7 protein-coding genes and 1 rRNA gene are annotated in these 14,664 nt (G+C 72.4%); 6 read left to right on the plus strand and 2 right to left on the minus strand.

The window, feature by feature from the left end:
• Positions 1-83 (plus strand): 5S ribosomal RNA (gene rrf / locus ACZ7KX_RS29690); the annotation flags it as partial.
• A 61-nt stretch (positions 84-144) separates the two neighbouring features.
• A complete protein-coding gene (locus ACZ7KX_RS29695) occupies positions 145-990 on the plus strand; it encodes a phosphatase PAP2 family protein (protein ID WP_350523407.1) in 846 nt (281 codons plus the stop codon).
• An 85-nt stretch (positions 991-1,075) separates the two neighbouring features.
• On the opposite strand, the gene ACZ7KX_RS29700 is transcribed toward ACZ7KX_RS29695, so the two are convergent.
• Together ACZ7KX_RS29700 and ACZ7KX_RS29705 are read right to left on the minus strand one after the other, a co-directional pair.
• A complete protein-coding gene (locus ACZ7KX_RS29700; RefSeq protein ID WP_470329155.1) occupies positions 1,076-1,639 on the minus strand; it encodes a GPR1/FUN34/YaaH family transporter in 564 nt (187 codons plus the stop codon).
• Positions 1,640-1,955: 316 nt separating this feature from the next.
• A complete protein-coding gene (locus tag ACZ7KX_RS29705; protein ID WP_470329156.1) occupies positions 1,956-4,517 on the minus strand; it encodes a SpoIIE family protein phosphatase in 2,562 nt (853 codons plus the stop codon).
• Positions 4,518-4,931: 414 nt separating this feature from the next.
• On the opposite strand from ACZ7KX_RS29705, the gene ACZ7KX_RS29710 reads away from it, so the two are divergent.
• The 4 genes from ACZ7KX_RS29710 (at position 4,932) to ACZ7KX_RS29725 (ending at position 14,626) form a co-directional block, all read left to right on the plus strand.
• A complete protein-coding gene (locus ACZ7KX_RS29710; RefSeq protein WP_402804820.1) occupies positions 4,932-9,611 on the plus strand; it encodes a HAMP domain-containing protein in 4,680 nt (1,559 codons plus the stop codon).
• A gap of 344 nt (positions 9,612-9,955) precedes the next feature.
• Entirely contained in the window at positions 9,956-10,594 is a 639-nt protein-coding gene (locus ACZ7KX_RS29715; RefSeq protein ID WP_350523416.1) for a response regulator, read from the plus strand.
• 147 nt (positions 10,595-10,741) lie between these two features.
• Complete coding sequence (locus tag ACZ7KX_RS29720; RefSeq protein WP_470329157.1) at positions 10,742-13,423, plus strand: FtsK/SpoIIIE family DNA translocase; 2,682 nt, start codon at positions 10,742-10,744, stop codon at positions 13,421-13,423.
• 339 nt (positions 13,424-13,762) lie between these two features.
• Entirely contained in the window at positions 13,763-14,626 is an 864-nt protein-coding gene (locus ACZ7KX_RS29725) for a helix-turn-helix domain-containing protein (protein ID WP_470329158.1), read from the plus strand.
• Positions 14,627-14,664: the final 38 nt, after the last annotated feature.

Genomic DNA, 14,664 nt, shown 5'->3' on the forward strand with positions numbered 1-14,664 from the left:
ACATTCCGAACCCGGAAGCTAAGCCTCACAGCGCCGATGGTACTGCAGGGGGGACCCTGTGGGAGAGTAGGACGCCGCCGAACAATCATTCCAAAAAGCCCCCTTCCCATCCGGGAGGGGGGCTTTTTGCGTTACCCTCTGCCAATGCAGAACCTGACCCTGACCTGGCAGTCCGCCGGGGGCGCCGCCGCCGGCCTCTACGCTGGCGCGTACGTCGCGTCGAGGGTCCGGAAGCCGTCGCTGTCGGCGCTGCTGCGGGAGGCCGGCACGCTGCTGGCGCTGTTCGCGCTCTGGCAGCTGGTCGGGCACCTGTCGGTGATGAGCGCGGACCACGCGTTGGACCGGGCGAGCTGGATCCACCACGCCGAGCAGGTGGTCGGGTTGCCGGACGAGGCCTCCTGGCAGGCGGCGATCACGCCGTACCCGGTGCTGGTGCGGCTGGCGAACTACTACTACGCGGTGATGCACTTCGCGGTGATGCTCGGCGTGCTGCTCTGGGTGTTCGTGCGTCACCGCGAGCGGTACGCGTGGGTGCGGAACACGGTGGTGATCACGACCGCGGTCTGCCTGCTGGTGCAGTTCATCCCGGTGGCACCGCCCCGGATGCTGCCCGAGAGCGGCTTCGTCGACGTGGCCGCGGTGTACGGGCAGTCGGTGTACGGGGGCGCGGTCGGTGGTGTCGTGGTGGCCGACCAGTTGTCGGCGATGCCCTCGGTGCACGTGGCCTGGTGCGTGCTGGCCGCGGTCGCGGTGATCCGGGTGTCGCGCAGTTCGCTGCGGTGGGTCATGGTGCTGCACCCGGTGCTGACGGTCGCGGTGGTCGTCGTGACGGCCAACCACTTCTGGGCGGACGGGATCGTCGCCGTCGTGATCCTCCTCTTCGCCTACGCCGTGCTGGCGTTGGCGGCACGCCGACGGGGTCGGGTCTCCGCCGGAACGGAGGCCCGACCCCGTCGCTCCGCCGAGGGGCGGTTGGAGCAGGTCCGTTGAGCCGTCTCGGGCTCCCCTGACCGGGCAACCGGCCGGAAGCCCGGTCAGGGATTCGGTCGGTTGCCCGAAGGATCTGCCCGGCAGGTCACTTGACCGGCAGGGCGACCTTCCCCCAGGAGCCGTTGCTCAGGGCGGAGGTGGCCCAGTACCAGGCGGCGAGCCCGGAGAGGGCGGCGACCCAGCCGGCGAGCTTGCCCAGGCCGCCGTAGCCGCCGAAGGTGGCGATGGCGGAGAGCAGCAGGGAGAGCGTCAGCAGGCCGTAGACGGCACGGCTGAGCTGCCCACCGCCCCAGCCGGCCGCGGTGAGGGTGAGCGCGAGCAGGGCCCACAGCAGCAGGAACAGACCGGCGGCGTTCTTGCCCGCCCCGCCGGCCGCCGACCAGGTCGCCCAGAAGGCGCCGAGGCTGGTGAAGGCGGTGCCGGTGAAGCCCTCTCCCCCGCGGAGCTGCCAGAGGCCCGCGATGAAGAGGGTGACGCCGCCGAGCAGGTGGGCGAGGTGGGCCGCGTCCCCGGCGCCGGCGCCGTGCAGGATGCCGGTGGAGAGCAGACCGTAGGCGAGAAGTGTCAGGCCGAGGGCGAGGTAGCCGAGGTTACCCGCGTCGGCTCCGGTGGAACGGGCGTTCGTTGCCCCGGTAGCGTCGTTGCTCACCGGAGGCTCCTTTCACTCTGGGCGCGCGCAGGGCGCAGTGACGCTGTGGTGTGGTTTCGACGAGTGGATGCGCGCGACCGCGCCGAGGGCGCACGGCTGTGGGCGTGCGCGGGCTGCGGTCAGAATGATGGGCCAGCGGAGAGCCCGCTGGTCACGTCCCCTCCGGGTGGATTCCCCGGTGAGATCGGTCTACCCGGCAGCAGGCGCTTGTACCCTTGTGAAGATAACAATTTGTGACTGCGTCAGTTACCGCGCCAGTTGCCGCGCCGGCTACCGCGTCGGGCACCGCGCGAGTTGCAGCGCCGGCCGGGGAGGCTCACGGCTGGCGCTGGTTGGGCACCCGCAGGGTCAGGATCGCCATGTCGTCGGACGGCGGCTCGGGGGCGAACCGCTCGACCGCGCGCTGGACGCGGGCGGCCACGGCGCCGGCGGTCAGGCCGGTGCAGCCGGTGAGCACCTCGGCGAGACCGTCGTCGCCCAGCATCCGCCGCCCCTCGCGGCGTTCGGTGACACCGTCGGTGACGCACAGCAGGACCTCGCCGGGGGCGAGTACCAGGGTCTCCGCGGTCAGGTCGAGGTCGTCCATGACACCGAGCAGCGGCTGCGGGGTGGCGGCGCGGTCGACCCGGCCGTCGGTGCGCAGCCGCAGCGGCAGCGGGTGGCCTGCGCAGACCAGGGAGAGCTCGGTGCTGCCGTCCGGACGGGGCGTCAGCTCGCCGTAGAGCAGGGTCAGGAAGCGGCTGCGCGAACCCTCGTCCAGGATGGCGGCGTTGAGGCGGCGGAGCACCTGCGGGGCGTCCAGGCCCTCGCGGGCGAGCAGCCGCAGCGAGTGCCGCGCCAGGCCGGTGACCGAGGCGGCCTCGGGGCCGGTGCCGCAGACGTCGCCGATGGCGAAGCCGTAGGTGCCCTCGCGGATGGTGAACAGGTCGTAGAAGTCCCCGCCGACCTCGTTGCCCTCGCCGGCGGCCTGGTAGTACACGTCCACCTCGACGCCCGGGATCTCGGGCAGGTCCGGCGGCAGCAGGCTGCGCTGCAGGGCCTGGCTGGTGGCGGTGCGCTCGGAGTAGAGGCGGGAGTTGTCGAGGGCGAGCGCGGCGCGGCGGGAGAGGTCCTCGGCGAGTTCGAGGATCTCCTGGCGGAACCGGACGCCGGTCGGGACGCCGAGCGCCAGCAGGCCGATGACGCGGTTGCGGGCGGTCAGTGCGATGACGACGGTCTCGCCCAGCAGACCGGCGAGTTCCGGGCTGTCGGCCAGGCCGCCGACCGCGGCGGTCTCGGCGGGCGCCGTCCAGAACCGGACGCCGTGGGTGGGGCCGGCCTCGGGGACGGGGGCCTTGTCGAGGAGGTCGCGCAGGGGGTCGATGCGGTCCTCGTCCTCGTGCAGGACGAAGGCGAGCCGGGCCGGGGAGGTGTGGTCGGCGGTGGTGTAGACGGCGCACCAGGAGGCGAGTGTGGGGACGGCCATCTGGGCCATCAGCGCCAGGGTCTGCTCGTGTTCGAGCGTGCCGGCCAGCAGGTCGGAGGCTTCGACCAGGAAGGAGAGCGAGCCGCGGCGCAGCCGTTCGAGCTCGGTCAGCCGGGTGCTCTCGACGGCCAGGGCGACCCGGTCGGCGGCGAACTGGAGGCGCATCGCGTCCTCGTTGTCGTAGCGGCCGGGCGCGGTGGCGGCGATGCCGAGGGAGCCGATCAGGCGGCCCTCGACCTTGAGCGGGACGGTGAGCAGGGAGCGCATGCCGCTGTCGGAGAGCAGGGGCAGGCCGGTGGGACGGGCGGTGAGGTCCTCGTGGACGGAGGGCAGTCGGGCGGAGTCGTAGCGGTTGCCGGTCTCGACGGGGAAGCGGGCGTGCCGCCGGTGCCCGGTGGTGAGGCCGGTGGCGGCGCGGACCTCGAACTCCGTCTCGTCCTCGGTGGTCAGCAGCAGGTACGCGGCGTCGCCGTCGAGCAGGTCGCGGGCGCGTTCGACGGTGCGCTGCAGCAGGGTGTCGAGGTCGTCGGTGGCGACCGGGCCGGCCAGCAGGTCGAGCCGGGGGCCGGTCTGGTCGGGGCGCTCGCCGGGCAGGGCGCGGGCGGGGGAGCGCAGGACGGCGCGGTCGGGTTCGAGGACGAGCAGACAGAGGGTGGAGGGGACGCCCTCGGTGTCCCGCACGCGCACCTGGACGCCGTACACCTCGACCTCGCGGCCGTCCTGGCGGCGGATCCCGTAGCCGCCCTCCCAACGGGCCAGCCGCAGCGTGTCGGTCAGGCTCAGGCCGCGGTCCGGGGCTTGCGGCCAGACGGCGAGGTCGGCCCAGGGGCGGCCGAGGACGGTGCCGGCGGGGTAGCGGAAGAGGGCCTCGGCGTCCGGGTTCCAGGCCAGGACGCGGCCGTCCTCGTCGATCTGGACGACGGCGACGTGCACCGGGCCGGCGCTGCTCGGCAGGTCGCTGCCGGGGGTGGCTGGCACGGCGTAGCGGGTGCCGAGCACGTGTGCGGGCAGCTGGAGGCGGAACCAGACGGTCTTCCGGCCGGCCGCGTACTCGACGCCCCACCGTTCGGCGAGGGCGGAGCACATCAGCAGGCCGCGGCCGCCCTCGCCGTCGGGGTCGGCGTAGCGGTCGGAGGCGGTGACGGGTCCGTCGCCGAGGGAGGGCAGGCCGCGTTCCGGGTGGTGGTCGGTGACCTCGATCCGGACGGTCTCCTCCTCGCGCAGGCAGCAGACCTCGGCGGCGGTGCCGGCGTGCACGACGGCGTTCGTGACCAGCTCGCTGACCAGCACGATGGCGTCGTCGACGACCTCCGGCAGGCCCCAGCCGAGCAGCGCGTCCCGGACGAACCCCCGGGCGGCGGCCGCGGACCGGCCGTCGGGGTCGAAGGTGGCGGCTGCGCGCGCGGTGACCACGTTGCCACTTCTCCTCTGCTGCTCTTGCCCTGGCTGTCCGGGGTGCGGCGCCGACTTTCCCCGTGCGCGCCGTCGGGGTGAGCGGCGGCGCTGGGTCGGGTCGTGGCCCGGTGCAGCGCTCCACCCTACTTTCCGCTTGGTTCCCCGTGGGGGCGGGGAGCCGAAACAGGCACCAGAGGGTGATTCTGCCCACCTGTTTCGGACGGTGCGGCACCAACCGTGCGCAACCGGCCGTGCACCGGGTGCCGGTGCTGCCAGACTGGGGGGTCCGCGATGACCGGTACGAGCAGTACGGTCGTGTGGGTGCCGGTGCGCCGTAGGCCGCCGGTACGCAGCCCAGCCGGGCCGGTGCCCGGACGCGTGCCGCACCGGCACGGGCGGTCACCGGACAGTTCACGATGTGGGAGGGGCCCGTTGAGTTCGGCCACCAAGGACGCAACCGGTACGACGCCGCCCGCCCAGCGCGGCGGCCGCTCCGGGACCGCGCCGCGGAACGCGGCCGGCCGGCGAGCGAGCCACAACCGCGGCGCGGAGCCCGCCGAGTTGCGCAAGCTGCTGTCCGCGCTGACCGCGATGCGGGACGGCAACTTCCGCCGCCGGTTGACGATTCCGGGCGACGGGCCGCTGGCGGAGATCGCGGCGGTGTTCAACGAGGTCGCCGAGCGCAACCAGCACCTGACCGGTGAACTGGCCCGGGTCCGGAGGGCGGTGGGCCGCGAGGGCCGGCTGAACGAGCGGCTGGAGACCGGTGCGGGCGAGGGCGCCTGGATGGCGGCGGTCGACAACTGCAACGCGCTGATCGACGATCTGGCCCGCCCGATGGCCGAGGTCGGCCGGGTGCTGACCTCGATCGCCGAGGGCGACCTGGACCAGAAGATGGAGCTGCGCTCGCTGCACAGCAACGGGGTGAGCCACCCGCTGCGCGGCGAGTACCTGAAGATCGGGCGGACCGTCAACGGGCTGGTGGACCAGCTCTCGGAGTTCACCGACGAGGTGACCCGGGTGGCCCGCGAGGTGGGCACCGAGGGCAAGCTCGGCGGCCAGGCCAAGGTCCGTAGCGTGTCGGGCAGTTGGAAGGACCTGGCGGACTCGGTCAACACCATGGCCGGCCGGCTGACCGCGCAGGTGCGCAACATCGCCCAGGTGACGACCGCGGTCGCCAAGGGCGACCTGTCCCGCAAGGTCACCGTCGAGGTGGCCGGCGAGATGCTGGAGCTGAAGAACACCGTCAACACCATGGTGGACCAGCTGAACGGCTTCGCCGCGCAGGTCACCGCGGTGGCCCGGGACGTGGGGACGGAGGGGCGGCTGGGCGGTCAGGCCCAGGTGCCGGGCGTGGCCGGGGTCTGGCGGGACCTCACCGACTCGGTGAACTTCATGGCCGACAACCTGACCGGCCAGGTCCGCAACATCGCCCAGGTGACGACGGCGGTGGCGCGGGGCGACCTCTCGCAGAAGATCGAGGTGGACGCGCGCGGCGAGATGCTGGAGCTGAAGAACACCATCAACACGATGGTCGACCAGCTCTCCGGCTTCGCCGAGCAGGTGACCCGGGTGGCCCGTCAGGTGGGCACCGAGGGCCGGCTGGGCGGTCAGGCGCAGGTGCCCTGGGCGGCCGGGGTGTGGCGGGACCTCACGGACAACGTCAACTTCATGGCGAACAACCTCACGGACCAGGTCCGCAACATCGCCCAGGTGACCACCGCGGTCGCCAAGGGCGACCTGTCGCAGAAGATCCAGGTGGACGCGCGCGGGGAGATCCTGGAGCTGAAGAACACCATCAACACGATGGTGGACCAGCTGGGCGCCTTCGCGGACGAGGTGACCCGGGTCGCCCGGGACGTCGGCACCGAGGGCATCCTCGGCGGGCAGGCCAGCGTGCCCGGCGTGGCCGGCATCTGGAAGGACCTGACCAACTCCGTCAACCTGATGGCCAACAACCTGACCAGCCAGGTCCGCAACATCGCCGAGGTGACCACGGCGGTGGCGCGCGGCGACGTGTCGAAGAAGATCACCGTCGACGCCCGGGGCGAGATCCTGGAGCTGGTGACCACCGTCAACACCATGGTCGACCAGCTGTCGGCGTTCGCCGACGAGGTGACCCGGGTGGCCCGCGAGGTGGGCACCGAGGGGATCCTGGGCGGCCAGGCGCGGGTGCGCGGGGTGTCGGGCATCTGGAAGGACCTGACCGACAACGTCAACTTCATGGCGTCCAACCTGACCGGTCAGGTGCGCAACATCGCCGAGGTCGCCGGTGCGGTGGCCCGCGGGGACCTCTCCAAGAAGATCTCCATCGACGCGCAGGGCGAGGTGGCCGCGCTCGCCGCGACCCTCAACACCATGGTCGACCAGCTCTCCTCGTTCGCGGTCGAGGTGACCCGGGTGGCCCGCGAGGTTGGCACCGACGGCACCCTGGGCGGCCAGGCCAGCGTGCCGGGGGTGGCCGGCATCTGGAAGGACCTGACCGACAACGTCAACCTGATGGCCAACAACCTCACCGGCCAGGTGCGGAACATCGCGCTGGTGATCACCGCGGTCGCCCGCGGCGACCTCTCGCAGAAGATCGACGTCGACGCGCGCGGCGAGATCCTCCAGCTCAAGACCAGCATCAACACCATGGTCGACCAGCTCTCCGCGTTCGCCGACGAGGTCACCCGGGTCGCCCGCGAGGTGGGCACCGACGGGCGGCTCGGCGGCCAGGCCCGGGTGCCGGGGGTGGACGGCACCTGGCAGGACCTGACCGAGTCGGTGAACGAACTGGCCAACAACCTGACCCGGCAGGTGCGCGCGATCGCCCAGGTCGCCACCGCCGTGACCAGGGGCGACCTGAGCCTGCGGATCGACGTGGACGCGGCGGGCGAGCTCGACGAGCTCAAGGACAACATCAACCAGATGATCGCCAACCTGCGCGAGACCACCCGAACCAACCAGGAGCAGGACTGGCTGAAGACCAACCTGGCCCGGATCTCCGGCCTGCTCCAGGGCCGCCGGGACCTGGAGGCGGTCGCCTCGCTGATCATGACCGAGCTGACCCCGGTGGTCTCCGCCCAGCACGGCGCCTTCTTCCTCGCCCAGCCGGCCGGCCGCACCGCCGAGCTGATCACCGAGGACGACGACGAGAACGACACCGTGCTGCGCCTGATCGGCAGCTACGGCTACCAGCGGCGTGCGATGCCGACCACCTTCCGCCCCGGCGAGTCGCTGATCGGTCAGGCCGCGGTGGAGAAGCGGGCGATCATCCTCAAGGAGGCGCCCCCCGGGTACCTCAAGATCGCCTCCGGCCTCGGCGAGGCCTCCCCGGCCCACATCGTGGTGCTGCCGGTGCTGTTCGAGGGCCGGCTGCTCGGGGTGATCGAGCTGGCCACCTTCAGCTCCTTCACCACCGTCGCGCTGGACTTCCTGAACCAGATCGCCGACCTGATCGGCGTCACGGTCAACACCATCAGCGTCAACACCAAGACCGAGGGCCTGCTGCTGGAGTCCCAGCGCCTCACCGCCGAACTGTCCATGCGGTCGGCGGAGTTGGAGGCGCGTCAGGAAGAACTGGAGCGCACCAACGAGGAGTTGCAGGAGAAGGCCGAGCAACTCGCCCAGCAGAACCGCGACATCGAGATCAAGAACAGCGAGATCGAGGAGGCCCGCCAGGTCCTGGAGGAGCGCGCCGAACAGCTCGCCCTGGCCTCCCGGTACAAGAGCGAGTTCCTCGCCAACATGTCGCACGAGCTGCGCACCCCGCTCAACTCGCTGCTGATCCTGGCCAAGCTGCTCTCCGACAACAACGAGGGCAACCTCTCGCCCAAGCAGGTCGAGTTCGCCGACACCATCCACGGCGCCGGCTCCGACCTGCTCCAGCTGATCAACGACATCCTCGACCTGTCCAAGGTCGAGGCCGGCAAGATGGACGTCCGCCCGGCCCGGATCGCCCTGGTCCAGCTGGTCGACTACGTGGAGGCGACCTTCCAGCCGGTCGCGCTGGACAAGAACCTGGACTTCGCCGTCCGGGTCTCGCCCGCCCTGCCCGTCACCCTGCACACCGACGAGCAGCGGCTCCAGCAGGTGCTGCGCAACCTGATCTCCAACGCGGTCAAGTTCACCGACGCCGGCGCCGTGGACTTCGAGATCAGCCTGGCCGGTCCGGGCGTCCCGCCGCACGTGCGCGAGCGGCTGCTGGAGTCCGGATCGATCCAGGACCCGGACGACGCCCTGATCGCCTTCGCCGTCTCCGACACCGGCATCGGCATCCCCGGCAACAAGCTGCGGGAGATCTTCGAGGCCTTCAAGCAGGCCGACGGCACCACCAGCCGCAAGTACGGCGGCACCGGCCTGGGGCTGTCGATCAGCCGCGAGATCGCCCGGCTGCTCGGCGGCGAGATCCACGCCGAGAGCGAGCTGGGGGCGGGCTCCACGTTCACGCTCTACCTGCCGCTGCGCACCGAGGCCCCGGAGACCACCGGGGAGCCGCGCCCGGGCGAGCGCCAGTCCGCGGCGGGTGCCCAGGCGCCGCGCGCCTCGGTCGGCGTCACCCCGGTGGGCCTGCCGGTGCCGGTCGGCGAGAACCCCGCCGACCACTGGGCCCAGGAGGTCCGCGAGCTGGCCGAGGAGCGCCGCCGCGGCGCCGTGGAGCGCCGGCGCAGCGCCGCCCTGGAGAGCGCCGCCGGGCCGCGGGCGGTGGAGCCCGTGCCGCTCCGGCCGGTCAACGGCGACCGGCGCTTCGACGGCCAGCAGGTGCTGATCGTGGACGACGACGTGCGCAACGTGTTCGCCCTGACCAGCGTGCTGGAGCAGCACGGCCTGACCGTCCTGTACGCCGAGAACGGTCGCGAGGGCATCGAGATGCTGGAGCAGCACGAGAACGTGGCGCTGGTCCTGATGGACATCATGATGCCGGAGATGGACGGCTACGCGACCACCGAGGCGATCCGGCGGATGCCCCAGTTCGCCGGTCTGCCGATCATCGCGCTGACCGCCAAGGCGATGAAGGGCGACCGGGAGAAGTCCCTGGAGGCGGGCGCCACCGACCACATCACCAAGCCGGTGGAGACCGACCACCTGCTGACGGTGATGAGCGAGTGGCTGAGCGGCGACCGCGGCTGAGCGGGTGGTGGGTGCTCCCGGCCGTGCGGGGGCGCCCCGGCGGGTGCGCGGGGGCCGGGGACGGCGTGAACGCCGTCGCGGGCCCCGGGGTTCACGCCTCCCGGGCGGCCGGTTTGCTGGCGGACCGGCCCGGGAACCCGGTAGGGTCACCGATCGTTGCGAACAGTGACCGGATGACGACGCCCTGCTGAGCGTGCGCCGGGGCACTGGCTGTGCGCCGCTCCGGATCGGTCACGACGGGGCGATGTGCCGGGCGAGGGGGTGCGGCTAGCATGACCGGGGTAGCGGTGGGCAGTACGCGGGTGCCTGCACCGGGCGGCAGGCAGGCGACAGGAGGGCGAGCCCTGATGCAGAAGGCGAAGATCCTCCTGGTCGACGACCGACCGGAGAACCTGCTGGCGCTGGAGGCGATCCTCTCGGCCCTGGACCAGACGCTGGTGCGCGCCGCGTCCGGTGAGGAGGCGCTCAAGGCGCTGCTCACCGACGACTTCGCGGTGATCCTGCTGGACGTCCAGATGCCCGGGATGGACGGCTTCGAGACCGCCGCCCACATCAAGCGCCGCGAGCGCACCCGGGACATCCCGATCATCTTCCTGACCGCGATCAACCACGGCCCGCACCACACCTTCCGCGGCTACGCGGCCGGCGCGGTGGACTACATCTCCAAGCCCTTCGACCCGTGGGTGCTGCGCGCCAAGGTCTCCGTCTTCGTCGACCTGTACGTGAAGAACTGCCAGCTGAAGGAGCAGGCCGCGCTGCTGCGGCTGCAGCTGGAGGCGGGCGGCGGCGAGCCGGTCCTCGGCGGGGCGCTGCTGGGCGAGCTGTCCGCGCGGCTGGCGGCGGTCGAGGAGCAGGCGGAAGCGCTCGGCAAGCAGTTGGACGGGGGCGAGGACGCGGGCGTCGCGGCGACCGCCGCGCACCTGGAGCGCAAACTGGTGGCGCTGCGCCGGGCGCTCGACGCGATGCGCCCCGGAAGCTCCTGATCCGCTGCCCCGCGTTCACCCGTCAGGGTGGGCCCGTGCGGCGTCCGGGTGAATCCCGGTCAGCGTGACGGTGTGTCTGCGACACGTCGGGGAGGCCCGGCTCGGGCACATGTGCACCGGTGGTCCACCCCGGTAGGCTGCTGACCCATGGCCACTCGCACGCCCGGAAACGCAGCACGTAAGACGAGTCCGGGACCGTCCAAGAAGGCCGCGGCGAAAGCCCCGGGCAAGCCGCCCGCGAAGAAGGCGGCGGCGAAGAAGGCGGCTCCCGCGAAGAAGGCCGCGGCCAAGTCGGCCCCGCCGCCGGCACCGCCGTCCAGGTCGGTGCTGATGGGCGCCCTCAACGCGATCGCCAGTCCGATCGCCGCGATCTTCCGCGGCTTCGGCGACGGTGCCAAGAACCTCGACCCGGCCCACCGCAAGGACGGCGTCGGCCTGCTGCTGTTCGCGCTCGCGCTGGTGACCGGCGCCGGCACCTGGTTCAGCCCGCAGGGCTGGCTGGGCGAGGCGGCGACCGCCGTGGTGTCCGGGCTGTTCGGCCGGCTCGACGTGCTGGTGCCGTTCCTGCTGGCCGCGATTGCGATCCGGCTCTGGCGCCACCCGGAGCTGCCGGAGGCCAACGGCCGGATCGTGATCGGGCTGAGCACGCTGCTGGTCGGCGTCCTCGGTCTGGTCCACATCGGCTGCGGCGCGCCCATGATGGGCAGCGGCGCCTCCCGGATAAGGGGGGCCGGCGGCATCATCGGCTGGGCCGCGTCCACCCCGATGATGGCCGCCGCGGGGCCCGCGCTCGCCGTGCCGCTGCTCCTGCTGCTGGCCTTCTTCGGCCTGCTGGTGGTCACCGCCACGCCCGTCAACCGGATCGGTGAGCGGGTGCGGTGGATGGGCATGCGGCTCGGCGTGGTCGAGCCCGGGCCGGAGGACGAGGTGCGCAGGGGGCGTGCGCCGGGGCGTGAGCTGTCCACCGAGCCGCCGGAGGACGCCGACCCCGACGCGCTGCCGTTCACCGTGGACAGCGGTGCTGACGACCCGACGGACGAGGTCGCCGCCCGCCGGCGCCGCCGCCGACGCAGGCAGGCCGACCCGGACGACCCGGCGGAGGCCGTGCGGGTCTCCCTCGACAAGGAGCCGCCGGACCCGTACGCCACCCGCGACCTCGCCGCCGGCGCGGCCGCCGACCTGGACGGCGCGCTGGTCTACGGCGTGCCCGCCTCCTCCGCGGTGGCGGACATGATGCACCAGGTGCAGGACTACACCGCACCGCCCGAGGAGCCCGCCGTCCCGGCCGCCCGCAGCGGCGGCCCGGGCGCCCCCGAGGAGCACGGCGCGGCGCCGGTGCGGATGGAGCAGCTCCAGCTCGGCGAGGGCATCGGCTACGCGCTGCCCTCCCTCGACCTGCTGGAGCGCGGCGGCCCCGCGAAGGCCCGCAGCGCGCTCAACGACGAGGTGGTCGCCCAGCTCACCGGCACCTTCAGCGAGTTCAAGGTGGACGCCCGGGTCACCGGCTTCACCCGCGGCCCGACGGTCACCCGATACGAGGTCGAGCTCGGCCCGGCCGTCAAGGTGGAGCGGATCACCGCCCTCGCCAAGAACATCGCGTACGCGGTGGCCAGCCCGGACGTGCGGATCATCAGCCCGATCCCGGGCAAGTCCGCGGTCGGCATCGAGATCCCCAACCGGGACCGCGAGATGGTCAACCTCGGCGACCTGCTGCGCTCCCGCACGGCCGCCGAGGACTCGCACCCGATGGTCGTCGGCATGGGCAAGGACGTCGAGGGCCACACCGTGATGGCCAACCTCGCCAAGATGCCGCACATCCTGGTGGCCGGCGCGACCGGTGCGGGCAAGTCGTCCTGCATCAACTGCCTGATCACCTCGATCCTCGCGCGGGCCACCCCGGACGAGGTGCGGATGGTGCTGGTCGACCCCAAGCGGGTCGAGCTGACGGCGTACGAGGGCATCCCGCACCTGATCACGCCGATCATCACCAACCCCAAGAAGGCCGCCGAGGCCCTCCAGTGGGTGGTCCGCGAGATGGACATGCGCTACGACGACCTCGCGGCGTACGGCTTCCGGCACGTGGACGACTTCAACGCGGCGGTGCGGGCCGGCAAGGTCACCCCACCCCTGGGCAGCGAGCGGGAGCTCCGGCCGTACCCGTACCTGCTGGTGATCGTCGACGAGCTGGCGGACCTGATGATGGTCGCTCCGCGCGACGTCGAGGACTCCGTCGTCCGGATCACCCAGCTGGCCCGCGCGGCCGGCATCCACCTGGTGCTCGCCACCCAGCGGCCCTCGGTGGACGTGGTCACCGGTCTGATCAAGGCCAACGTGCCGTCCCGGCTGGCCTTCGCGACCTCTGCGATGGCCGACTCCCGGGTCATCCTGGACCAGCCCGGCGCGGAGAAGCTGATCGGCAAGGGCGACGCCCTCTTCCTGCCGATGGGCGCGAGCAAGCCGATCCGCATGCAGGGCGCGTTCGTCACCGAGGCGGAGATCGCCAAGGTGGTGCAGCACTGCAAGGACCAGCTGTCCGCCGTCTACCGGGACGACGTGACGGTCGGCGGCGGGCCGAAGAAGGAGATCGACGAGGAGATCGGCGACGACCTGGACCTGCTGATCCAGGCGGCCGAGCTGGTGGTCTCCACCCAGTTCGGCTCGACCTCGATGCTCCAGCGCAAGCTCCGGGTCGGCTTCGCCAAGGCGGGCCGGCTGATGGACCTGATGGAGTCGCGCGGGATCGTCGGCCCCAGCGAAGGCTCCAAGGCCCGCGACGTCCTGGTGAAGCCGGACGAGCTGGACGGGGTGCTGGTGACCCTGCGGGGCTGACGGGCCGTGCCGTCCGGCGCCCCGCGCGCCGGACGGGTGCGCGGCCGGGCGGTCCGGGGCTGTCCGGGGCGCCGGAGTCCCCCTGCCCCGGACGGGGTGTCACTCGTTCGGAGGAGGGTAGGCGCGCTGTGGGGAACCGAACGCCCGCACACCGCGTCACAGGCCGGAAAGCGAACCCCGGGGAGCCCGCGTGCGGCTCCGTTGACGACCGGTCAACGGGCTGCCGGACCCCGGCCGGGGCGGGTGCACGCATTCGGTCCCGTTCCGCTTGAGAAACGATCCGCCCACGCCCCTAGACTGTTCCCCAGCAGGTGGCCATCCGCTCGAAAGGCGTGCCCCGTGACCATCGGCAAGTCCTCCGATCGCGAGAACGCCCCGTCGTCCGTCGAACCGACCGACGACGCGGCGCAGGCGGCCGATGCCCCGAGCATCGGCCGGGTGCTGTCCGCCGCCCGGATCGACGCGGGCCTCACGGTGGACCAGGTGAGTACCGCCACCCGCATCCGGGTGCCGATCGTCCATGCCGTCGAGGAGGACGACTTCGGCCGCTGCGGGGGTGACTTCTACGCCCGCGGACACATCCGCTTGATCGCCCGCGCCGTCGGCGTGGACGGCGACGGGCTGGTGGCCCGCTACGACGCCGCGCACGGCGGCCCGCCCGCCGCCAAGCGCCCGGCGGGCCAGCTGATCGACAGCGGCCCGATCAAGGTGCCCAGCCGCGGCCGGCCGAACTGGGCGGCCGCCATGGTCGCCGCGATCGTGGCGGTGGTCGCCCTGATCGGCTTCAACCTGGTCAGCGGCAAGGACGGGCACGGCACCACCGGCTCCGCCAGCGCGCCGCTGCCCAGCGGCTCCGGCACCGGATCGGTCGCCCCCGCCGCGACGCCCGCCGTCCAGCCGCCGGCGCCCGCGCCGAGCGCCGCCGCGATCGCCGCCGTCCCGGCCGACAAGGTCACCGTGAAGCTGGTCGCCGAGGGCACCAGCTGGGTCTCGGCGATGGACGGCAGCGGCAAGTCGCTGTTCCAGAACAACATCAACGACGGCCAGGACCAGACCTTCACCGACCCCAAGCAGATCAAGCTGGTGCTGGGGAACGGCGGGGCCGTGCACGCGTACGTCAACGGCAAGGACCTCGGTCTCCTCGGCAAGGACGGGCAGGTGGTGCACGTCACGTACACCCCCGGAGACCCGCAGGCGGGCTGACCACAGGGGTCGGCGAGGGCCGGTGACGGCCGGCCGAA

This window comes from Kitasatospora sp. NPDC038210, assembly GCF_055600605.1.

What these genes read in the sequence shown, in the direction of transcription:
- ACZ7KX_RS29720 (WP_470329157.1), top strand. Translation starts at nt 10,742, where the DNA reads ATGGCCACTCGCACGCCCGGAAACGCAGCACGTAAGACGAGTCCGGGA.
- ACZ7KX_RS29695 (WP_350523407.1), top strand. Translation starts at nt 145, where the DNA reads ATGCAGAACCTGACCCTGACCTGGCAGTCCGCCGGGGGCGCCGCCGCC.